Genomic DNA, 21,927 nt, shown 5'->3' on the forward strand with positions numbered 1-21,927 from the left:
TGGGAACGTCACTTGGCCAGCCCGGGGGCCGAGACGGCGGGCAGGTTCTGCGCCTTCAGCACTTCGTTCAGCGGGCCGAAATCGGCGAAACCCTTGAGGTCCGGGGCCTCGTCAACCACGCCCGCCGTGACCGAGTCCTTGGCCAGCTGCGGGAACTGCGCACCGACCGGGTCCGTGGTGAGCTCGATGTTGGTGAACGCCCGGTCGAGCACCGCCGGACTGAGCGTGCTGCCCGAAAGCTCCTTCAACGCGTTGTTCACCACGGACTTCGCCTCGGCCGGGTTCTGCTTCGCCCAGTCGATCGCCTGCAGCTCGCCCTTCAGCAGCGCACGCACGGTGTCCGGATGCTCCTTGAGGAACTGGCTGCGCACGACCACCACGGTGGTCGGAAAGCGACCCTGCGGCCACAGGCTTTTCTCGTCCACGAGCACCTTCGCGCCCGCGTCGTTCACCAGCCGCGACGACCACGGTTCCGGCAGCCAGCCACCGTCCACCTCGCCCTTGCGGAACGCGTCGAGGGTCTTCGGGTTGTCGGTGTTGGTCACCTGCACCTGGCCGGTCAGGTGGTGCTCGGCCAGGAACTTCTTCAGCGCGACGTCCTGGGTGTTGGCCAGCTGCGGCGTCGCGATGTTCTTGCCCTTGAGCCCCTCGACCGAGGTGATGTCCGGCTTCACCACGAGTTGCGCCCCGCCGGAGACCGCACCGGACACCAGCTGGATGGCGCCCTTGGACTGGGTGAAGCCGTTGATCGCGGGCCCGGAACCGAGGAAGGCCACGTCGAGCGATTCGCCGAGCAGCGCGTTCACCTCGGCCGGTCCCGCGTTGAACGTCTGCGTGGTGAGCTTGGTACTGCCCAGGTTCTGGGCGAAGAAGTTCTTTTTCACGCCGAGCAGCGCGGGCGTGTGCGTGACATTCGGGAAGAAGCCGACGCGTACCTCGCCGGCGGCACCCTGGTCGGTGGCGGTCTCCGCGCGGTCCGCGCGTGAGCAGCCGGCCACCGCCCCCACCACGGTGAGCGCGGCGAGCGCGGAGACGAGCAGACGGGATCTCGGGAACGTGCGCACAGGGATGCCCCTTCGGAAACGGCCGGTTCCGGCGAGGCTGCCACGATCACCCGGTTGCGTGCATTGCCATCCGCATCCCGGGACAATGTGTGAGATCGCTTGACAGATTCAGTTATCGCCTCTGCTCGGCCCCGAAGCCGCCGGCCGGCGGGCGGCCCAGACGTGGCGTTCGGCGCGGACGGCGAGGTCGGTACGCCGCAGAAGGCTGCGAGGGCTGTCGGTGTCGAGAAGATCGTCCAGCGCAGCCAGGTCCTCCTCCGGCAGCTGGTCGGCGACCGCAGCACGCAGGCGGCGCATCACCGTGAGCGCGTAGCGACCGATTGTTGGGGAACGGTCCATTCCGACGTTGATGGTGATCTTGCGCTCGCCGCCAAGAATGAGCCCCGCGGCCGTGAGCAGCGGCCCCCAGTCGGCACCCCGGTACGGCAAATGCGCGGCGAACCGTCGATCGCTCACCTCGTGACACCGTTCCTCCAGCCCCGGCCGGAACTCCGGCGCGTCGGCGGGCAGGAACCGAGGAAGCCCGGACATCTCGACGACCGCGAGCAGCCCGCCCGGCGCCAGCACGTCGTGCACCTGGCGAAGGAACGGTCCGGGATTCGGCAGATGGTGCAGAAATGCAGATGCCCAGATCATCTGGGGCTGTCCGAGATCCGGCCATTCCGCAGTGAGGTCGGCCTCGACAGTCCGCACCTGGTCGGCGACTCCCTTCTCACGGGCCTTCTCCCGCAGCCGGGCCAGATGGTCGACGGAAGCGTCGACAGCGGTCACGTGTGCTTCGGGAAACCGGTCGAGAAGGGCGAACGTGCCCGCCCCGGTGCCGCTGCCCAGATCCACGATCCGGCGAGGATCGGCTTCGACAGGCAGCCAGGCCGTGATCGATGCGGCGTGGTCGGCGAGCACCTCGGCATCCAGGTCGAGGACTTCCCTTTGGACGGCGTCCTGACGAGCGGGGTCTGGATGGACGGCCTGGCGAGCGGCGTCCTGATGGCCAACGTCATGTCGAGCGTCTTGATGGACGTCTTGACGTTCACCATCCCGATGATCAGCTTCTTGATGCGCAACATCCCGATGTGCGACGTGCGGCGATGAGGTGTGTGAGTGAGCGGCGTTCGTCATGCCACCGACAGTACGAACTCCATGCGTCTCCAGCACAGCTTCTTGCGCATTCGGCAAGACAATCGGTCCTGCCGCTGCCGGACACGCATGCGCAGGCCGGGTTGCCGGGCTCGTCGGCTACTGCTCGTTCCGGTGCCCGCGGCGGGCGTCGCGGTCGAAGATGCCGATGATGTCGCACGGCCCACCCGCGGTGCCGATCGCGTGCGGCAGCATCGTGGGGAACTCCGCGGCCTGGTTGGCCTCGACACGCAACCGGCGGTTGCCCAGCAGCAGTACGGCGGCGCCGGAGAGCACGACCAGCCACTCACGGCCGGGATGCGCTCGCATGCGCGCGGGACTGTCCGGCGGCGGGTCCGTCACGCGGCGGCGCACCACGGTCATGCCCGGATCGGCTTTGATCGGCCAGCGCATCGACCCCTGCGCACTGTCGATCATCGGATGCGAGATCACGTCGTCGGTGTCCATCTCGACGAGCTGGTCCAGCGAGGTGTCCAGCGCACGGGCGAGCGTGACGAGCTGGTCGAGCGCGAGGCGGCGCTGTCCGTTCTCGATCCGGCTGAGCGAGGACGGACTCAGCCGCGCGCGCTCCGCAAGCTCCTCCAGCGACCATCCCTGCGCCACCCGCAGAGCGCGGATGCGTTTGCGCACCAGGCTGTCCAGCTCGGCGTCGTCGTGCGTCACGGGCAAGAGGCTATGCCGATCCAGCACGCTCCGCCAGCGTGCCGGAGGTCCGCCGGCCGCGCAGCAGCAGATACCCCAGTAGCGACACCACGAATCCCGCGTAATAGGCCAGATCCGCGCCGTGCAGCGCGGCGGCCACCGGTCCCGTGTAGACAGTCGTGTTCATGAACGGCACCGCGGCGGCGAACCCGGCCACGAACGCCACCAGCGCTGCCCAGCTCCGCACCGGCCGGTTCAGTTCGGCCAGCACCTCGACGCGGCGGCCGCCCCGGGTGCGGCGCAGCCAGTCCGGCACCACCACCCCCAGGAACGGCGGGATCCAGTAGCTCACGAACAGCAGCACGTTCTCGAACTTTGCCGCCAGGTCCCCGCTGTGCATCCAGAGGATCAGCGCGAACGCCAGCACCGTCACCACCACCGCGGACACCGGACGGCGCACACGCACCCCGACTGTCTGCAGCGCGAGCGACCCGCTGTAGTCGTTCATCGCGTTGGACGACACCGTAACCAGTGCGATCACCAGTAACGCGAGGCCGCCCAGCACGCCGCCGCCGACCAGGGCGGACACCCCGGCCGCGGTCTGGTCGCCCAGTGCGGTGCCGAGAGCGAGCCCGATGCCCTCCCCCAGCAGATACGACGCGACCAGGCCCAGCAGGGTGAACCAGAAGACGCCGGCCGGTCGGGTGGTCGAAGGCAGGTACCGGCTGAAGTCCGCCGCGTAGGGTGCCCACGAAATGGCCAGGCTCAGCGTGATCGTGGAGAACAGCACGACGGCGCCGGCGAAATCAGCGCCACGCGCCGAGTCGGTGACCGTGATCGGGTGGTCGAGCACCACCTTCACCGCCAGCGCCACGAACGCGACCACGAGCACCACGCTCATCACCGCCTGGACCCGGTGGATCACCGCGTAGCCGAACACCCCGAGCAGGCACTGCAGCACCAGCACCACCAGCATCGCGGCCCAGAACGGCAGTCCGGTCAGCTCGGCCAGCGCCTCCCCGCCGAACAGGCCGACCAGCGCGTCCCACGCGATCGACCCCAGCCACTGCACGAGCCCGGGCAGCACCACGACGCGGCCGAACGGCAGCCGGGCGAGCGGCAGCTGTCCGGTACCGGTACGCGGTCCCCAGGTCGAAAGCCAGGCGACCGGCAGGGAACCGAGCACCGTGCCGACCAGCGCGACGACGAACCCGGTGGTGAACCCGAGGCCGAGGGTGGCACCGAGGGTGCCGGTGAACACCGCGGTCATGGTGAGGTTCGGGGCGAACCACACCCCGGCCAGCCGCCACGGCCTGCCGAACCGGTTGGCCTCGGGAACCGGGGCGATCCCGTGCGTCTCGATCGTGAGATCCCCGGCCCCGGACGGCATCCGTCCCCCGAAGACGTCGGCGTCGATCCCGCTCATGCTGTGCCTCTCTCCCGGCTGAGGAGGTGAGTCTGTCCCGGCGCCGGGTACCCGGCCAAGCCGGTGTGGCCTTCCCGACCCCGCGCGAGCGGTGCCAGACTCGCGGGATGGGGGAAACGACCGGCGCGCCGGCGCTGTGGCACCGGCGGTTCGCGGTTTTCTACACCGGACGCCTGGTCTCCTATCTGGGCAGTTCGATGACCCCGGTGGCGTTGTCGTTCGCCGTGCTCGGCAGCGGCCGGAGCACCACCGACCTGGGGATCGTGCTCACCGCGGGGATGGTGCCGATCCTCGCGCTGGTGCTGGTCGGCGGTTCGGTCGCCGACCGGTTCCCGCGCAACCGGGTGCTGCGGCTGTCCAACCTCGGGGCCGGCGCGGCTCAGCTGGTCGCGGCCGCGATCCTGCTCACCGGGCACTATTCGCTTCCGGCGATCGCGGTCACCGAATTCGCCGGTGGCGTCTGCACCGCGTTCACCACACCCGCGCTGCGCGGCATCGTGCCGCAGCTGGTCGACCGGCTACACCTTCGCCGGGCCAATTCCCTGCTGGCCACCGCGCGGAACGTGACCAAGGTGGCCGGCCCGGCGCTGGGCGGCGTGCTGGTGGCCACGGTGGGCGGCGGCTGGGCGATCGCCGCCGACGGCATCTCGTTCCTGCTCGCCGCGCTGCTGTACCACTCGATCACGCTGCCATCCACGGAATCGTCGCACCGGGAAGGTGTCCTGAGTGGCGTGCGCACCGGCTGGCGAGCCTTTCTGCGCATCCCATGGATGTGGCGAGTGGTCACGGCGTTCGCCGTGGTCAACATCGTGCATGCGGGCGGCTGGCTCGTCCTCGGCCCCGGCATCGCGCGCCAGACCGTGGGCGCGGCCGGCTGGGGCGTGGTGCTGAGCGTCCGGGCGATCGGGGTACTTCTCGCCGGGCTGGCCATGTACCGGTGGGCGATACCGCGGCTGCTGACGCTCGGTCTGCTCTGCGCGGCCGTGGGCGCGGCCCCGCTGATCGTGCTGGGCGTGCACGCGAGCCTGCCGGTGCTGCTCGCCGCGGCGTTGGTGGCCGGCGCCGGTTTCGGCGTGTTCGGGATCGCCTGGGACACCACCATGCAGGAAAACGTCCCGCGCCCGCTGCTGTCCCGGATGGCCGCCTTCGACGATTTCGGCTCCTATCTCGGCATCCCGATCGGCGAACTGCTCGCCGGGCCGCTGGCCGGCGCCTTCGGCGACCAGGCCGTGGTGCTGGCCGGCGGACTCGTGCTGGCTTGCGCCGCGCTCGTCCCGCTGCGCTCCCCCGTGGTGCGCGGCATGCGCCATCCACCCGCGTCGGTCCCCGAAAATCCGTGAAGGCCCCCATCACGGGATGGAGGCCTTCACGGACGTGGCCGGTGCGATCAGACGAGTAGCAGGAACGCGAGACCGTTCGGCGAACCGAGCCCGGTCACGTCGTCGTAGCCCTTCGTGGTGTGGATGGTGAGGTTCGGGTAGTCGAGCACCCGGGCGGAGGTGAGCAGGCCGTCGGCATCGTCGACCCCGTTGGCGAAGTCCACCCGCTGCACCGCGCCGTCCACGTGCTGTACGTCGTTGATCGCCGACGTGCGCGAGGTCAGCTGGTACAGCACCGGGTTGATGAACCCGTGGTGGAAGTGGTCGAGACTGTCGGACACCGCCATCACACCCGCGAACACCGGCGAGGCGAGGCTCGTGCCGCCGATCCGGTACTGGTCGTAGTAGGCGCCGTCCGGGAAGGTCTGCGTCTGGCCGACCAGGAAACCGGTGTTCGGGTCGGCGACCGCGGAGATGTCCGGCACCACGCGGCCTTTCGCACCACCGGTCTGGTTCTTCGTGGACAGTGCGTCCGGGACGATCCCCTTCTGGTAGAAGGGTTGTTCGAACAGCCGGCTGGTACCGCCGCCCGCGCCACCGTTGAACGCGCCCGGGAACGCCGGGTCGTAGGCGCCGTCGGTGAGCGTCGACTTTCCGGTCTCCCACCCGGTTTCGAACTGCCGCTTGCCGTCCTTGCCGACCGCGAGCGAGGTACCGCCGACCGCGGTCACCCACGGTGCGGAGGCGGAGAAGTCGGCCGACGGCGTGCCCAGCCGCGCGACCTCGTCCCCGTTGTCACCGGAGGAGAAATACACGCCGATGCCCTCGAGCACGGCCTGGATCGAGATCTGGTTGAACGCCTCGACCTCGTCGGCGGGGATGTCCTCGCCCGTGTTGCCGTACGAGTTCGAGATGATGTCCGCCTTGTGCCCGGCGACCACGTAGTTCAACGCGGTGTCCAGCGACAGGTCCTGGCAGTCCGCACCACCGACGTAGAGGATGTCCGCACCGGGTGCGAGCCCGTGCGCGGCCTCGACGTCGAGCGTTTCTTCGCCGTACCAGCCGGAGGCGTCGCACTGGTCCGGCGGCTCCTGGTCCGGGTTCGCCGGGAAGATGTGCTGGGAGAACTGCGCTTTCGTCAGCGGGTGCGCGGGATCGTTGCGCTTGGCGTACTCGGCGGCGTCGGCGTAGATGGTCGGCGAGGCGAACGCGTCGATGATGGCGATCGTGGTGCCCTTGCCGTCCGCGCCGAGCTTCGCCGCCTGGTCCACCCCGTAAGCCGAACGCAACTGCGCGGGGGTGTAGCCGCACGGCGCGTACGGCAGCTGCTTGCCCTCGTAGGCGGGGTCCGTGGTGTCGGTCTTCTCGCCGTAGTAAGCGCTGCACGGTCCGGAGTTGCGGAACCCGTCCGACGGCGGCGCGGTCGAAGGATCCTTCACCTGCTCCTGCCGGGTCGCCGGCGTGTCCCCGCCGTCGGTGTGGTCCGGTTTGAACAGGCTGGTGGCCTGGTCCACACCGATCACGCCGAGTACCGCGCCGGACAGCGAAGCGGGCACGGACAGGTTCTTGTCCGCGGCCCGGAGCGTCCGGCCCTTCACCGCGTACTTGCCGAGCTTGACGGAGAACGCCCGCTGCACCTGGTCGGCGGAACCACTGGCCTCGACGTAGGCACGGTTGGCCGGCACTTCACCGATGCGGAAACCACTGCCGGTGAGCCAGTTTCGCACCTCGGACACCGTCTGGCCCGACGGCGCGAACCGGTCGCGCACCTGGTCGGGGGTGAGGAACTGGCGGTAGGTGCGGCTCCGCGGATCGGACACGGCCTGCGCCACGGACTCCGCCCCCGCCTGGTCCCGCTGGTTGAGGTAGACCCGGAAATCCACAGTGGACGATGGCGCGGTGTCGGCGACCTTCGCCGCCGGACTGGCCCACGACGGGTGCGACTGCGGGATGTCCGCCCGCCCCTGGGCCGACGCCACGGCGGGCGTCGCGGTCAGGCCACCCGCCACCGCGAGCGACAGGAACACGGTGACACTTCTTCGCACAGGCAACTCCCTCGTGAATGGCGGCCCGGGAAGCCCGGACGTCCGTCCGAGAGATTAAGTCGGCGTACGGCCGCACGGAAACCGTCCCGCTCTCCGGTGCGGAACCGTTATCTGACCGGCCACGATTCCGCACTGTACGTCCGGTTCGTCCGCACTGGCCCGAGCGGATTGCCGCACTATCGGCGCGAAGTCCGGTTTCCCACTTCCGTAGGGCGGACCGTGATCGCCTTGCCGCGACGGCGTTCCGCTCAGACTCCTGCCGGTTTCGGAGCGGCCGCCTTGGTCTTCGTCTGGCGGGTGCGGGGGCCGAACACCGCCAGCACGACCGCGCCGACCATCCAGGTTCCCGCGATGAAGAGGAAGACGCTCTGGTAGCCGCTGCCGTTGTACAGCGCGGCCACGATCAGCGGGCCCGCCGCGTTCGACAGACGGCCGAGTCCGTAGGACACGCCGGTGCCCAGCGACCGGCCACGGGTGTCGAACAGTTCCGGCGAATACGCGTATCCGAGTGCGGTGTAGCCACGCTCGAACATGTTGACCAGGAAGCCGAACACCACGATCAGCACCGGGTTGAAGGTGAGACCGTAGAGCAGGCCGCACAGCGCGATCACCGTGCCGAAGCCGACCAGGCACCACTTCCGTTCGAAACGGTCCGTGACCAGAGCCGCCAGATACGAGCCGAGCGGAGCGCCGACGGTGGTGAGCGCGACGTAGAACACCGATTTCTCAACGCTGAAGCCTTCTTTGGCCAGCAGCGTCGGCGCCCAGCTCGAGTAGCCGAAGAAGCCGATCGTCTGGGTCACCCACACGACCGTGAGCAGCAAGGTCGGCAGGAGATATTTCTTGCGCAGCAACAGCCGTAGCGGGGCCTTGGCCACTGGGGCCTCTTCGACGGGCAGCGCGGGCTCCGGCAGCGGCCCCTTCTCCGCGGCGACGCTTTCCTCGATTTCCCGGAGCACCGCGTCGGCTTTCGCATGTTCGCCGCGGCTTTCGTACCAGCGGGGCGATTCCTTCAGCTGCCGGGTGAACAGCACCAGCAGCACGCCGAGCGCACCCCACAGGTACACCAGCCGCCAGGCCCAGTCGCCCAGCGGCACCACCAGGCTTGCGATCAGGTTGGTCACCGGCGTGCCGCAGATGCCGATCACGATCGCGTAGGCCTGGAACCTGCCGCGGTTCGCCGCCGGGTACAGCTCGTTGACGTAGATGACCGCGATGACCGTCATCGCGGAGAGACCGGCCGACGTCAGCACGCGGACCACGCCCAGTGACACGATGTCCCAGGAGAACACGGCCGCGAGGGAGAACACGCCGAACCACAGGGTGGACCAGATCAGGGCGTTCTTGCGGCCCCAGCGGTCGGCGATCGTGCTCGCGACGATCGAGCCGAGGAACATCCCGACGAACGACAGCGAGGTCACGTACGCGACCTGGCTGACCGTCACGCCCCACAGCTTGATCAGCTTCGGCGCGGTGGTGGCGAAGCTGTTGATGTCGGCGAATTCGAAGAAGTAGGCGAATGAGACGGCGAGCAGGGTGATCTTGTGGAACCGGGCGATCGGCAGCCGGTTCAGCCGGTTCAGCGCGTTGGCGTGCTGCATTGCATGCCCTTCGGGGGACGGGGGCTCAGGCGGTTTCGCCGGGCCAGTAGAGGCGCATCGGGTTGTCGACGAGCAGTTTCCGCCGCAGTTCGGCGGTTTCGGCCACCTGCGGTACGTAGTCGACGAGCAGCCCGTCGTCGGGCATGTGGGACGTGAGGTTGGGATGCGGCCAGTCGGTGCCCCAGAGCACCCGGTCCGGGAATTCCGTGACCACGCGGCGGGCGAACGGGACGACGTCGGTGTAGGCGCGTCGTTCGCCGTCCAGCGCCGCCGGGCCGGTGACGCTGAGCCGTTCGGGGCAGCTCACCTTGACCCAGACGTCGCCCTGGTCGACGAACTCCAGGAACTCGGCGAATTCCTTGCCGTGCACGGATTGCGTGACGTCTGGTCGTCCCATGTGGTCGATCACGAGCGGCGTCGGCAGGGACGCGAAGAAGCCCGCCAGCTCCGGCAGGTCCGCGGCCTCGAAGTAGAGCACCACGTGCCAGCCGAGCGGAGCGATCTTGTCCGCGATCGTGCGCAGGTCCTCCTCCGGAGCGGCGTCGACCAAGCGTCGCACGAAGTTGAACCGCACGCCACGCACGCCCGCGGCATCCAGGTCCCGGAGTTCGGCCTCGGTGACGTCGGGGCGGACAGTCGCGACACCGCGCGCCCTGCCACCGGAAGAACGGACGGCGTCGACCATGGCGGAGTTGTCCGCCCCGTGACAGGTGGCCTGCACGATGACGTTGCGGGAGACGCCCAAGTGGTCGCGCAGTGCGAAGAGCTGATCCTTGCTCGCGTCGCACGGCGTGTACTTGCGCTCGGGTGCGAACGGAAACTCCGCTTGCGGGCCGAACACGTGACAGTGCGCGTCGACGGTGCCGAGTGGCAGCCGGAAGTCCGGTGTGGACGGATTCGGGTACCAGTCGAGCCAGCCGGGGGTGGTGGGTGCGGTCATGGCGGTCACCGGCCCTGGCTCGTGAGGAGTTCGTCGAGGCGAGGATAGACGCGGCGGGCGTTGTGTTCTCGGATCGCGGACCAGTCCTCTTCGGACAGTTTCGCGTTTTCGGCGTACCGGCGGGTGTCGTCGAAGTGGTGGCCGGTGCGCGGGTCGACACTGCGGACGGCGCCGATCATTTCCGAGGCGAAGAGGATGTTGCGTGCCGGGATCACGTCGAACAGCAGGTCCGAGCCCGGCTGGTGGTACACGCAGGTGTCGAAGAAGACGTTGTGCAGCAAGTGTTCCTCCAGCTCCGGCTTGCCGAGCGCCATCGCGAGGCCGCGGAAGCGTCCCCAGTGGTACGGCACCGCGCCCCCGCCGTGCGGGATGACCAGCCGGAGCGTTGGGAAGTCGCGGAACAGGTCGCCCTGCAACAGCTGCATGAACGCGGTGGTGTCGGCGTTGAGGTAGTGCGCGCCGGTGGTGTGGAACGCGGGGTTGACGCTGGTGCTGACGTGCACCATCGCCGGGAGGTCGTACTCGGCCATCTTTTCGTAGATCGGGTACCAGGAACGGTCGGTCAGTGGTGGCGCGGTCCAGTGACCGCCGCTCGGGTCGGGGTTGAGGTTGAGCGCGACCGCTCCGTACTCCTCGACGCAGCGGACGAGCTCCGGAACGCACGTCGCCGGGTCCACACCCGGCGACTGCGGGAGCATGGCGGCCGGAGCGAAGCGCTCCGGGTACAGCCGGGCAACGCGGTGGCACAGTTCGTTGCAGATGGCCGCCCATTCGGCGGAGGTGGCGAACCCGCCGACGTGGTGAGCCATGAACGACGCGCGCGGCGAGAAGATCGTCAGCTCGATGCCGCGCTCGTCCATCAGCCGGAGCTGGTTCGGCTCGATCGTCTCGCGCAGCTCGTCGTCGCTGATCCGCAGGTCCGCACGCACCGGCGCGACCCCGCCCTCCAGCGCGCCGACCTGCTGCTCCCGCCACGCAGCGAGCGCGGGCGGTGCGGTGGTGTAGTGGCCGTGACAGTCGATGATCAAGTGACGTTCCTCTTCACGCGGCTTCGCTCGTCCCCCGCACCCTAATCGTCACGGAAATTGTTGACAATGTCTGTGACGATTTCGCCTGCCTCGCCAGCCAGCAACGATCGAGGAGCAACCACAGATCGTCGACGACCACGACCAGCTACGAGATGTTCGGACGACCGGTTGCTCCACCCCCGATGGCAGCACGCTTCGTCCAGCTCCGCAGCAGCACGCTGCGCTGGCACGCTCCGCTGGCAACCCACCCGCTTCGTCAGCAGCACCGTCCGCCCCGCTTCACCCCCTTGGAGCGCGTACGGCCCACCTGTTTCGCCAGCACGCTCCGCCAGCAGTGCACTCCGACCGCTTCGGTACCAGCACCCTCCCCGCACTGGAGACCGACGCCCGAATCCTGCCGACGGGCGCGGCGGGGCGGTCGACGAAGGAAGGCGACCGCCCGGACCGAACCGATCTCGGTGACCCGCGCGCCCAGCATCCGTCGACGTTGACCCCAGCCACGAAGCCGGCCACGGAGCCGAAGAGTTCAGAGTTTGAGGCGGTGAGGCGGTGAGGCGGTGAGGCACCTGAGCCCAGGGCGATCGGCGCGGCGGGCCAGGACAAGCACCCGCGACCATGATCCAGCCAGTCCAGTCGGCCTGGTTCCACCCGGTCCGCCTTGGTCTGCACAGCGCCGCTCAATACAGTGCCGCCCAGTCGAGACGGTCCGACGCCGCTCGGACTGGCGCCGTCAAGCACGGTCGGCGCCGCCCACACCGTCGACGTCACCAACGCCGTCGGCCGCCCACACAGTCAACACGGTCGACGTCACCAACGCCGCCAAGCATCGTCAACACGATCGGCACCGCCAACGCCATCAAGCGTCATCAACACGTTCAGCAGCGCGAACACCGTCAAGCACGGTCAGCCCCACCAAGCCAGTCAACGCCGACCACACCGCCAAGCAGCACCAATACGTTCAGCACCCCCAACACCGTCAAGCACGGCCACCACCGACCCGGTCAACGCCGCCCACGCCGTCGGTGCGGCCGGCGAGGTCGGCGAGTTGCGCACGGGACGCCGAGGCGACGTCGGCTCGGACGCCCAGTTCGGTGAGCATTTCCGCGGCGGCCGCCATCTCGCTGGTGCGGCGGACGGCGTGCCGGCGTGAACCGTCCACCAGTCTGTCCACAGTCGACTCTCCGGCCGCGGTCAGTTCGCCGACGATGATGTCGCGCAGCCAGTCCTCGCAGCCTGCGGCGCGTGCCGCTCGGAGGGCTTCGACCACGGCGGCCGACATGCCCTTGAAGAACACGCTGCGCAGCAGTTTGCGTTCCGCGGCGAGTCCGGCTTCGCCGTCCATGACTTCGACCGCCGCGCCGAGCGGGTTCAGCATGGCGGCCACCGCCTCCGCGGCGACGCCGGTGGCGAGCATCGGCACTCGCAGGCCGCGACCGGGAACCGGAGCCATGATCGCGACGTCAGCGAACGGCACGCCGTGTTCGGCGGCGATACCGGCGAGCCGGCGCTTCGTCCCGGGTGAGGCGGTGTTGAGGTCGACCCAGACCGCCCCTTCACGCAGCCCGGCGAGCCCGGCTTCGAGCGCGCCGACGCCCGCCGAGGCACTGTTCACGCTGAGCACGAGATCGGCGCTCTCGGCTGCTTCGGCCTCGGAGCCCGTGGTGACGACACCGTCGGCGGACGGGATGGCCGGGTCGTAGGCTCGTACGGCGGCCCCGGCGGCGACCAGGTCGCGGGCGAGCGCACCGCCGGCCTCGCCGAGTCCCAGTACCGCGATGGTTACGGTCATAGCAGAATCCTCCCTGCACGCTACGATCGAGTACACGATGTGCTCGACAAAATTGTCAACAAACGGAGCCGAAGGTATGACCGAGAGTGCTGCGGATCGGCAGCGGGGGGAGCGTTCCGTGGTGGCGGCCATCCGCGACGCCATCGTCCGCGGCGAGTTCGTACCCAATCAACGGCTGGTCGAGGCGGACCTGTCCGACCAGTTCACGGCGAGCCGCGCGACCGTGCGTGCGGCGTTGATCGAGCTGACCAACGAAGGTCTCGTCGAGCGGGTCCAGAACCGCGGCGCCCGGGTGCGCGCGGTGTCACTGCAGGAAGCCATCGAAATCTCGGAAGTCCGGATGATGCTCGAGTCGCTGTGCGCGGCGAAGGCGGCGGAGCACATCGCGCACGAAGAAGCCGTTGAGCTGCACAAACTCGGCCGTGCGATGTGCGACGCGGTGGCCGGCGGCGACGTGGTCGGCTATTCGGGGCTCAACCAGGAGCTGCACCGCCGCGTGCGGGAGATCAGCGGCCAGCGCACCGCGGCACAGGTCCTGGAGCGGCTGCGCGGCCAGAGCGTCCGCCACCAGTTCCGGCTCGCGATGCAGCCGGGACGTCCGCAGGTGTCCCTGCCCGAACACCTGGCCATCATCGACGCCATCTGCGCACACGAGCCCGAAGAGGCCGCAGAGGCCGCGCGAGCCCACCTGACGAGCGTGATCGAAGCCCTCAAAGCGGCCGACGCAGCGGAGTCCTCACCCCTGCACTCCTGACCGTGCCGCCGGGCCGCGAATCCGCACCCCGGCTTCGGTCCGGGACCCGGTCGCGAGGGGTCGGCCCGAGCACCGTACGTGGCGTCGGGTCTGGACGCGGCCGCGAGCCCGGCGACACCATCACCCACGCCACGAGAGAGACGACGTCACCGCGACCTGCGACACCACCCCGACCGCAGCATCACCACCGCGAGCGCGACACCTTCGAACGATCGCAACACCATCACCACGACCTGCGACACCATCGCTACGGCATGAGCGCGGCGCCGTCGCCACAAACCGCAACACCATTGCCAGACGTGCGACACCACCACGACCGCAGCACCACCACAAGCCACAGCAGCACCACCACAGCCCGCAGCAGCACCATCACAGCCCACAGCAGTACCGCCACGACCCGCGGCCCATGACCTACGGCCCACGGCCCGTGCCCCACGGCTCACCGGCCCACCGGCTCACGGCCCACCGCCCACGGCTCACGGCTCACCGACTCACGGCTCACGGCTCACGGCTCACGGCCCACCGACTCACGGCCCACCGACTCACGGCCCACCGACTCACGGCTCACGGCTCACGGCTCACGGCTCACGGCACCACGACACCTTCGTCGCGAGCACAACACCGTCACCAAGGCCCGCGACACCATCACCGCACCACCATCGTTGCGCGCCAAAATTGTTGACAATTTCGTCGACCGAGAATTACGGTGGCGGGTATGGAGCACGTCATCGTCACCGATCCGCCGCGCGCTGACCTCGAGCAGGTGACGCATCTGGCCGGGTACGGGGTCGCCACCGTTCACGAGGCGCTGGGCCGTTCCGGGCTGCTCGGCCCGGACCTCAGGCCGATCCAGGACGGCACGCGGGTCGGCGGCACCGCGGTCACCGCGTTGTGCTGGCCCGGCGACAACCTGATGATCCACGCCGCCGTCGAGCAGTGCCGGGAAGGCGACCTTCTGGTCGTCACCACCACTTCCCCCTGCCGTGACGGGCTTTTCGGCGAGCTGTTCGCCACCGCGCTGCGGCGCCGCGGTGTACGCGGGCTGGTCACCACCACCGGCGTCCGCGACGTTGCCGACCTGCGCGCGCTGGGTTTCCCCGTGTGGTCGGCCGCGGTGAGCGCGCAGGGCACCGTCAAGGCGACCGCGGGCGCGGTGAACGTGCCCGTCGTCGTCGGGGGTCAGCTCGTCCGTCCGGGCGACGCGATCCTGGCCGACGACGACGGCGTGTTGCGCGTGCGCCGCGAGGAGGTCCAAAGCGGACTCGACGCGTCCCAGGCGCGGTTGGAGAAGGAAGCCGCAGCGCGCGAAGCGTTCGCCGGCGGGCAGCTCGGCCTCGACCGCTACGGGCTGCGGGAAAAGCTGGACCAACTCGGCGTCCGCTACCTGAGCGCCGAGGAGTATGAAAAGGAGCAGGCATGACCGGCGTGCGCTGCATGCTGATGCGCGGGGGCACGTCCAAGGGCGCCTACTTCCTCACCGAAGACCTGCCCGTCGATCCCGCCACGCGCGACGATCTGCTGCTGCGGATCATGGGCACCCCCGATCCGCGTCAGATCGACGGCCTCGGCGGCGCCCAGCCGGTGACCAGCAAGGTCGCGATCGTGTCCGCGGCCGGCGATCCCGGGCACGACATCGACTACCTCTTCCTGCAGCTCGGCGTCGAAGAGGCGACCGTCTCCGACAGGCAGACCTGCGGGAACCTGCTCGCCGGCGTCGGCCAGTTCGCCGTCGAGCGTGGACTCGTGCCCGCCGACCAGGACCGCACCACCGTGCGCGTGCGGCTGCTCAACACCGGCACCATCGCCGTCGCCACCTTCGCCACCCCCGGTGGCGAAGTGGACTACAGCGGCGGCACCGCCATTTCCGGCGTGCCGGGCACCGCCGCGCCGGTCGAGCTGGACTTCACCGAGACGGAGGGGTCGGTCTGTGGCAGTCTCCTGCCCACCGGGCGGATCCGTGACGAGGTCGGCGGAATCGAAGTGTCCTGTGTGGACAACGGGATGCCGGTCGTCGTCGCCCGTGCGGCCGATCTCGGCGTCACCGGCGACGAATCCGCCGGCGAGCTCGCGGCGGACACCGCACTCGCCGAACGGATCGACGCAGTGCGGACCGAGGCAGGGAAGCTGATGGGGCTCGGTGATGTCAGCGGCAGTTCGGTACCCAAGACGACCCTGGTTTCCCCGCCCCGCGACGGCGGCGCCATCAGCACTCGCACGTTCATCCCCGTCAAGCCGCATCCCTCGATCGGTGTCCTCGGCGGCGTCAGCGTCGTGACCGCGCTGCTGCTCGACGGCGCGGTGGGCCGCGAATTCCTGGTCGCACCGGCCGCGGGTGAGCCGATCGAGATCGAGCATCCGAGCGGGAAGCTCGCGGTCGGCATCGAGTTCGACACCGGCGACGGCGCGCCCCGCGTCCGCCGATCGACCGTCATCCGCACCGCGCGGAAGCTGTTCGACGGGATCGTTTTCCCGCGTTCCTGAACTCCGTGCCGTAGCGGGCGCGACCACCCGGCACAACCCGTACAAACCGCTGCTTACGGGGCATCCGGCACCGATTGGTGCTAGCTAACCGCGGCGAACGCTCCTAGCATGCCCGGTCATGGGGACCTTGCCGCCAAGGCGGGTGAGATGACTTCGCTGACCTTCCGGATCTTGGGGCCGCTGGAGGTCATCGCCGAAGGGCGGACCGTGCCGCTGGGCGGTCCGAAGCCGAGGCTGCTGCTGGCCGCGCTGGCCCTGCAGCCGAACGTCGTGGTGTCCACCGAAGCCCTGGTGGAGGTGCTCTGGCCGGGGTCCGCGCCCCGGTCGGCGGCGGCGAACATCCGGACCTACGTGCACTCCCTGCGCAGGCGGCTCGCACCCGGACTGGGTGACCGGATCGGCAGCCGGTCCTCGGGATACCTGCTCTCGGTGTCCGGGGAGGAGCTCGACCAGCTCGTGTTCACCCGGCTCGCCGCGCAGGCCCGCGAGGCTCTCGAAGGCGGCGAAGCCGAGGCCGCGCTCGCTCTTTTCGACGAGGCGAACGGCCTCTGGCGCGGCGAGGTGCTGGAAGGCCTGCCGCACGATCCGGGCTGGGAGCCGGCCGTCGCGCGGCTGGCCGAGCTGCGCCTGTCGGTCCAGCACCAGCGCCTGCGTGCCCGGCTCGCGCTCGGCCGGCACAGCGAAGTCACCGCCGAGCTGCGCGGCCTGGTCGCCGAGCATCCCCTGCGTGAGGAGCTGTGGCAGCAGCTGATCACCGCGCTGCGCGACAGTGGCCGGATCGCCGAGGCGATCGAGGCCTACCGGACGGCCGAACGCGTCCTCGCCGACGAGCTGGGCGCGGAACCGGGCAACGGACTGCGGGAGCTGCGGGCGACCCTGGCCGCCGCACCCGCGCTCCCCCACCCGGACGGCAGCCGGCCGGTCTGCCAGCTGCCGCTCGACCTACCCGATTTCACCGGCCGGGACGAGGTGATCCGGGGCCTGGTCGAGCGGCTGCGCGAGCACTGCGAGGCGGGGCGGCCCACCGTGGTGGTGCTGTCCGGTGCACCCGGCATCGGCAAGTCCGCGATCGCGATCCGGGTGGCACACGCGGTCCGCGGCGGATTCGCCGACGGCCAACTGCACGTCGATCTGGCCGGCACGTCGTCGTCGCCGCGGGCGCCGATGGGGGTGCTGGCCGAACTGCTGCACGCACTCGGCGTCCCGGACGCCGCGTTGCCGCGTGAGCTGCCGGAGCGTGCCGCATTGCTGCGTTCGGAGCTGGCCGGACGCCGGATGTGCGTGGTGCTCGACGACGCCGCCAGCGCCGCGCAGATACGGCCGCTGCTGCCCGGCGCGGGGGCCTGCGCGGTGCTGGTGACCAGCCGAGTCCGGCTGCCCGACCTCGACGGCGCGCTGGCGGTGGACGTCGACCTGCTGCCCGAACCCGAGGCCGCGCGGCTGCTGGAGGGCATCGTCGGCCGGGAGCGGGTGGCCGCCGAACCGGACGACGCTGCCGCGATCCTGCGCCAGTGCGGGCACCTTCCGCTCGCGATCCGGGTGGCCGGGGCGAAGCTGACCCACCGGCCGAGCTGGTCACTGCGGATCCTCGCCGAACGGCTGCACGACGAGCATCGGCGGCTCGACGAACTACGGGTGGGCGACCTCGCGGTCCGCGCGAGCGTCACCCTGAGCTACGACCTGCTGCCGATGTCCGCGGCGACCGCGTTCCGCCGGCTCGGCGCGCTGGGGCCGGTGCTGTTCCCGGCCTGGGTGGTCGCCGCGGTGCTGGGCCGCCCGGCCGCCGACGACGTGCTCGACGTGCTCGTGGACGCCCACCTCGTGGAGCTGGTCACCACGGACGAGGCCGGGCAGCCGCGCTACCGGCTGCACGACCTTCTGCGGGTGTACGCCGCGGAGCAGGCAGGCCACGACGGTCCGGGCCAGACCCGAGACGCCATCGGGCGGGTCCTGCGCGGGTATCTCGCGCTCGCGCTCGAGGCCGCGGAACGGATGCCCATCCACTTCTTCGGCCAGTACCGGGCCGGTGAACCGCCACCCTCGCCGCTCGACCGGCTGCCGGCCGATCCGGCCACCTGGTTCGCCGCGGAGCGGGCAACGTGCGTCGCCGCGGTGCGGCTGGCCACCGAACAGGATTTCGACGAGCTGGCCTGGCAGCTGACCGCGGCCCTGACGCCGTACTTCGACCTGCGCGGGCACCAGGACGACTGGCACGTCACGCACGCGGTGGCGCTCGCCGCGGCCCGGCGCTGCGGATCGGCCCACGGCGAGGCGATCATCCAGCGCAACCTCGGGCAGATCCTGCTGTATCAGGACAACGACGCGGACGCGTTGGTCGCTTTCGAGACCGCGCGTGCGCAGTACCGGCGGATCGGCGACCAGCAGGGCCTCGGTAACGCGTACGCCGGGCTCGGCACCGTCCGGCGGATGCAGAGCGACCACGAAGGCGCGCTGGCGCCCTGCCACGAAGCGCTGCGCCTGTTCGAGGCAGCCGGCGACCGGCACGGCGAAGCGGTGATCCGGATTTCGATCGGCGCGATCTGGGCGGCCCGCACGTGCTTCGCCACCGCCCGGCGGTGGTTCACCGACGCGCTCCAGCTGTCCTGCGAGATCGGCGACCGGCACCGGGAAGCCCATGCCCTGCAACGGCTCGGGCTGCTGCACCAGCGGCAGGGCAATCTGGCCGCGGCCCGTGAGCACGTCACCAGGGCGATCGCCGTGTTCACCGATCTCGGTGACGACCACTGCGTGGGATACGCCAACCAGAACCTCGGCGAGCTGTGCCTCTACAGCGGCGATCTCGCGCACGCCCGGCTGCTGCTGGTCAACTCGCTGAGCGTGCATCGCCGCAACGGCGACCGCCGGTCCGAGGCCGCCGTGTCGCAGCTGCTCGGTGAGCTGCACTCCGCGCTCAGCCAGCCGGAACGCTCGCGCAGCTACACCGAGCGGGCGCTGGCGATCCGGCGGGAGCTCTCGTCGGCGCGGCCGCCGGATCCCGCGCCGATCGAGCCCGGCACACCGCACCGGATCGTGTCCGCCTGACGCGCGGGCGGAATACCCCGTTCCCGCGGCGTTCCGGATGAGGATCCGGTGGTGATCCTTCATGGAGTCCTGGCGGTTCTGATGGGCACGACAGCGATGCTGCCGACGGCCGCCGCGGACAGCTGGCGAGTGGATTTGTCCAAGGTGGACGGTGACGATTTCGGTGTCACGGTGGACAGCGGTGTACTGAGACCGGACGGCGCGGCCGGGGCCAGACCGGGAGTGCTGGTGACCGCCGAGCACCTGCTCTCCTCCACCGCGGACCGGGTGACCGCGCGGGTCGAGGCCGGCCGGTCCGGCGGGGTCGAGGTGGACGTGCGGGGCCGGGCAGGCGGTGGCTGGACGGAATGGCTGCCCGCGGGAACCACGTTCGGCCACGCGGTGACGGTGGTGCAGGCGCGGATTTCGGTGTCCGGCCCGGCCGCGGTGCACGCGGTGACGTTGTCCGCGGACCGCGCCGCGCGGGCGGACTCCCCCGCCGCCTCGGCAGCGCTGACCTACCGGATCCACGCCACCAGGGAAGGGCTCGTCGGCGGCACCACATCGAACGGGCACAAGATCGTCGAACGCGATCACTTCGTGTCCTTCCCGTCGACGAAGTCGGTCTCGCCCAAGGGAACCGGAAGCTACACCGCCCGAGTCTGCCGTACCGACGGCGCCCGCTGCGAGTACGCGCCGGTGTGGGAGGTCGGGCCCTGGAACGAGCACGACGACTACTGGCACCCCGCCGACCGGCGCGCGCAGTTCGCGTCGCTGCCACAGGGGGTGCCGGAAGCTCAGGCCGCCTACCTGGACGGGTTCAACGGCGGCAAGGACTCCCGCGGCCGCACGGTGCGCAACCCGGCCGGCATCGACCTGGCCGACGGAACGTTCTGGGACGGACTCGGCCTGACCGGCAGCGGCTACGTGAACGTCACCTTCCTGTGGACCGGTTCCGCACCGGCCAGTGGAACCGTGAGCACCGCCGGTGCCCCGCTGAACCTCCGCGCCGGCCCCACCACGTCCGCGGCCGCCGTCGGCTACGCGGCGAACTACGCGGAAGTACCCATCGAGTGCCAGACGCACGGCGAATCCGTGTCCGGCACGTTCGGCACCAGTACCGTCTGGTACCGCATCGGCCCCGGCCACTACATCGCCGCGGCCTACCTGCGCACCGAAGCCACCGCGCCGCCGTGTGACTAGTAGTGCTTTGTTAGGTTTCGTGGTCGGGCGGTTGTTGTGACCGAGGAACGGGTTGGTGGCAGGTGTGGCATGCGCCGGTCCAGACTGCGAACAGGGACTGGAGTTCGCGGAGAACGGCGTAGAGGGTCAGGCCGGCGCAGGGGCTTTTGGGTCGTAGCGCAGCTGGGTGCAGAACGCTTGGGCGAGAGCGGCGAGGGTGACGTGACGATGCCAGCCCAGGAAACTGCGGCCTTCGAAATGATCAAGACCCAGGCCGTCTTTGAGCTCACGGTAGTCGTGCTCGATGCGCCAGCGGATCTTCGCCAGCCGCACCAATTCCCGCAGACGCGTGTCGGAGGGCAGGGTGGAGAGCCAGTAGTCGGTGGGTGCGGGTTCCCCGGGCGGCCATTCGGCCAGCAGCCAGCATTCGGGCAGGCTGCCATCCTCGGCCTTGGGGATGTCCCGGTTGGCGGGGCGCACGCGCAGTGCCAGGAACCTCGATCGCAGGGCAGCGGTGGGATTACCGGGAGACTTTCGGGAGCCGTGCCGCCAGGTCACCATCTTCCCGGCTTTCCGCCCGGCGGCCATGACCAGGGTTTTCAGGTTGACGGGCTGATCGCGGTAACGCGGCACCGGCCGTCGCCCGACACCGGGCGTGTACGGCAGGGTCTGCGGGAGGGCGTCCGCGGGAAAGGCGGTGGTGGTCGCTTTCACCGCCAGAACGTAGGACAGGCCCCGTTCGGTCAGTCCTAGCCGGAACTCGGTCGCATCCCCGTAGCCGGCGTCGGCGACCACGGGTCGATCGGGCAGACCCCAGCCGCCGGCATCGTCGTTGCCCGTGATTTCGTCAAGCATGTCCAACGCCAGACGCCACTTCTCCCGATGCCGCAGGTCGTCGGGAATCTTGGACCTGCTGCGACGTCGCCGGATTTCGGCAGTCACAGCAGGATCGGCGGTGGTGTCCTCGTCCCAGGACTGCGGCAGGAAGAGTCGCCAGTCGATCGCGGCGGACGCCCAGTCGGTCACCGCGTGCACGCTGACCCCGACCTGGCAGTTCCCGGTCTTGCCCAACGCGCCGCAATACATGCGCGCGACGCCGGGAGAATCGACGCCGTCTTTCGGGAATCCGGTGTCGTCGATGACGTAGGCCTCAGGCGTGATGAATTCCTCGGCCCAGCAGGCGATCCGCCGCCGGACATCGACAAAGTCCCAGGTGGAGGAGGTGACGAACTGCTGAAGCTGCTGGTGATCCACCCCGAGCCGCTCGGCCATCGGCTGCATCGACTTCCGCTTGCCGTCCAACATCAGCCCACGCAGATACAGCTCCCCCTTCGCTCGTTGATCCGCCCGGGCCAACCCGCCCAGCATCGTCGCGGCGAACGCCGCCAGCCGCGGACGGACCTGCTCTAACTCCTCCGGTTTCACACCGACAGCAGATCACATCAGCACCCTGACCAGCCGAAACGACACACCTAACAAAGCACTACTAGCGGCTTGT

General features: G+C 69.8%; 16 protein-coding genes. 6 read left to right on the top strand and 10 right to left on the bottom strand.

What is annotated here, in order from left to right; all coding sequences use genetic code 11:
- Positions 1-8 precede the first annotated feature (8 nt).
- From BJY18_RS15450 to BJY18_RS15465, 4 genes are all read right to left on the bottom strand, one after another.
- Positions 9-1,064, bottom strand: a complete 1,056-nt coding sequence (locus tag BJY18_RS15450) for an ABC transporter substrate-binding protein (protein ID WP_184780646.1) — start codon at positions 1,062-1,064, stop codon at positions 9-11.
- A gap of 108 nt (positions 1,065-1,172) precedes the next feature.
- Positions 1,173-2,183: a class I SAM-dependent methyltransferase gene (locus tag BJY18_RS15455; protein WP_184780647.1), complete on the bottom strand. Its 1,011-nt coding sequence runs from the start codon at positions 2,181-2,183 to the stop codon at positions 1,173-1,175.
- 117 nt (positions 2,184-2,300) lie between these two features.
- Positions 2,301-2,864, bottom strand: a complete 564-nt coding sequence (locus BJY18_RS15460; RefSeq protein WP_312873852.1) for a helix-turn-helix domain-containing protein — start codon at positions 2,862-2,864, stop codon at positions 2,301-2,303.
- 10 nt (positions 2,865-2,874) lie between these two features.
- A complete protein-coding gene (locus BJY18_RS15465; protein ID WP_184780649.1) occupies positions 2,875-4,269 on the bottom strand; it encodes a purine-cytosine permease family protein in 1,395 nt (464 codons plus the stop codon).
- A 107-nt stretch (positions 4,270-4,376) separates the two neighbouring features.
- Between BJY18_RS15465 and BJY18_RS15470 the strand changes: the two genes are divergently transcribed.
- Positions 4,377-5,609 carry an MFS transporter gene (locus BJY18_RS15470; RefSeq protein ID WP_184780650.1) on the top strand — a complete coding sequence of 411 codons (1,233 nt, stop codon included), beginning with the start codon at positions 4,377-4,379 and terminating at the stop codon, positions 5,607-5,609.
- 47 nt (positions 5,610-5,656) lie between these two features.
- On the opposite strand, the gene BJY18_RS15475 is transcribed toward BJY18_RS15470, so the two are convergent.
- The 5 genes from BJY18_RS15475 to BJY18_RS15495 form a co-directional block, all read right to left on the bottom strand.
- Positions 5,657-7,633, bottom strand: a complete 1,977-nt coding sequence (locus tag BJY18_RS15475; RefSeq protein ID WP_184780651.1) for a S53 family peptidase — start codon at positions 7,631-7,633, stop codon at positions 5,657-5,659.
- A 248-nt stretch (positions 7,634-7,881) separates the two neighbouring features.
- Positions 7,882-9,234: an MFS transporter gene (locus BJY18_RS15480; RefSeq protein ID WP_184780652.1), complete on the bottom strand. Its 1,353-nt coding sequence runs from the start codon at positions 9,232-9,234 to the stop codon at positions 7,882-7,884.
- Positions 9,235-9,259: 25 nt separating this feature from the next.
- Positions 9,260-10,174, bottom strand: coding sequence for an amidohydrolase family protein (locus tag BJY18_RS15485; protein WP_184780653.1), 915 nt, complete (start codon positions 10,172-10,174; stop codon positions 9,260-9,262).
- 5 nt (positions 10,175-10,179) lie between these two features.
- A complete protein-coding gene (locus BJY18_RS15490) occupies positions 10,180-11,202 on the bottom strand; it encodes an amidohydrolase family protein (protein ID WP_184780654.1) in 1,023 nt (340 codons plus the stop codon).
- 976 nt (positions 11,203-12,178) lie between these two features.
- Positions 12,179-12,991, bottom strand: coding sequence for an NAD(P)-dependent oxidoreductase (locus BJY18_RS15495; RefSeq protein WP_184780655.1), 813 nt, complete (start codon positions 12,989-12,991; stop codon positions 12,179-12,181).
- Positions 12,992-13,067: 76 nt separating this feature from the next.
- Here BJY18_RS15495 and BJY18_RS15500 point away from each other — a divergent pair, with 76 nt between their 5' ends.
- From BJY18_RS15500 to BJY18_RS15520, 5 genes are all read left to right on the top strand, one after another.
- Positions 13,068-13,745 carry a GntR family transcriptional regulator gene (locus tag BJY18_RS15500; RefSeq protein ID WP_184780656.1) on the top strand — a complete coding sequence of 226 codons (678 nt, stop codon included), beginning with the start codon at positions 13,068-13,070 and terminating at the stop codon, positions 13,743-13,745.
- A gap of 715 nt (positions 13,746-14,460) precedes the next feature.
- Positions 14,461-15,165 carry a 4-carboxy-4-hydroxy-2-oxoadipate aldolase/oxaloacetate decarboxylase gene (locus tag BJY18_RS15505; RefSeq protein ID WP_184780657.1) on the top strand — a complete coding sequence of 235 codons (705 nt, stop codon included), beginning with the start codon at positions 14,461-14,463 and terminating at the stop codon, positions 15,163-15,165.
- Entirely contained in the window at positions 15,162-16,226 is a 1,065-nt protein-coding gene (locus BJY18_RS15510; RefSeq protein WP_184780658.1) for a 4-oxalomesaconate tautomerase, read from the top strand. Before BJY18_RS15505 ends, BJY18_RS15510 begins: the two co-directional genes overlap by 4 nt.
- 147 nt (positions 16,227-16,373) lie before the next feature.
- Positions 16,374-19,268: an AfsR/SARP family transcriptional regulator gene (locus tag BJY18_RS15515; RefSeq protein WP_184780659.1), complete on the top strand. Its 2,895-nt coding sequence runs from the start codon at positions 16,374-16,376 to the stop codon at positions 19,266-19,268.
- 81 nt (positions 19,269-19,349) lie between these two features.
- Entirely contained in the window at positions 19,350-20,450 is a 1,101-nt protein-coding gene (locus tag BJY18_RS15520) for a DUF8814 domain-containing protein (protein WP_184780660.1), read from the top strand.
- Between the two features lie 126 nt (positions 20,451-20,576).
- On the opposite strand, the gene BJY18_RS15525 is transcribed toward BJY18_RS15520, so the two are convergent.
- The gene (locus BJY18_RS15525; RefSeq protein ID WP_184780661.1) at positions 20,577-21,854 is read right to left on the bottom strand and encodes an IS701 family transposase; all 1,278 of its coding nucleotides are present in this window, start codon (positions 21,852-21,854) and stop codon (positions 20,577-20,579) included.
- Positions 21,855-21,927: the final 73 nt, after the last annotated feature.

The sequence above is a fragment of the Amycolatopsis jiangsuensis genome (genome assembly GCF_014204865.1).
GTDB classification, from domain to species: Bacteria; Actinomycetota; Actinomycetes; order Mycobacteriales; family Pseudonocardiaceae; genus Amycolatopsis; species Amycolatopsis jiangsuensis.

Bases quoted from the DNA above. Each gene is read 5' to 3' on its own strand.
- BJY18_RS15520 (WP_184780660.1), top strand. From the start codon at position 19,350: ATGGGCACGACAGCGATGCTGCCGACGGCCGCCGCGGACAGCTGGCGA.
- BJY18_RS15455 (WP_184780647.1), bottom strand. From the start codon at position 2,183: ATGACGAACGCCGCTCACTCACACACCTCATCGCCGCACGTCGCACAT.
- BJY18_RS15480 (WP_184780652.1), bottom strand. From the start codon at position 9,234: ATGCAGCACGCCAACGCGCTGAACCGGCTGAACCGGCTGCCGATCGCC.
- BJY18_RS15515 (WP_184780659.1), top strand. From the start codon at position 16,374: ATGACTTCGCTGACCTTCCGGATCTTGGGGCCGCTGGAGGTCATCGCC.
- BJY18_RS15500 (WP_184780656.1), top strand. From the start codon at position 13,068: ATGACCGAGAGTGCTGCGGATCGGCAGCGGGGGGAGCGTTCCGTGGTG.
- BJY18_RS15485 (WP_184780653.1), bottom strand. From the start codon at position 10,174: ATGACCGCACCCACCACCCCCGGCTGGCTCGACTGGTACCCGAATCCG.
- BJY18_RS15505 (WP_184780657.1), top strand. From the start codon at position 14,461: ATGGAGCACGTCATCGTCACCGATCCGCCGCGCGCTGACCTCGAGCAG.
- BJY18_RS15470 (WP_184780650.1), top strand. From the start codon at position 4,377: ATGGGGGAAACGACCGGCGCGCCGGCGCTGTGGCACCGGCGGTTCGCG.
- BJY18_RS15510 (WP_184780658.1), top strand. From the start codon at position 15,162: ATGACCGGCGTGCGCTGCATGCTGATGCGCGGGGGCACGTCCAAGGGC.
- BJY18_RS15495 (WP_184780655.1), bottom strand. From the start codon at position 12,991: ATGACCGTAACCATCGCGGTACTGGGACTCGGCGAGGCCGGCGGTGCG.
- BJY18_RS15465 (WP_184780649.1), bottom strand. From the start codon at position 4,269: ATGAGCGGGATCGACGCCGACGTCTTCGGGGGACGGATGCCGTCCGGG.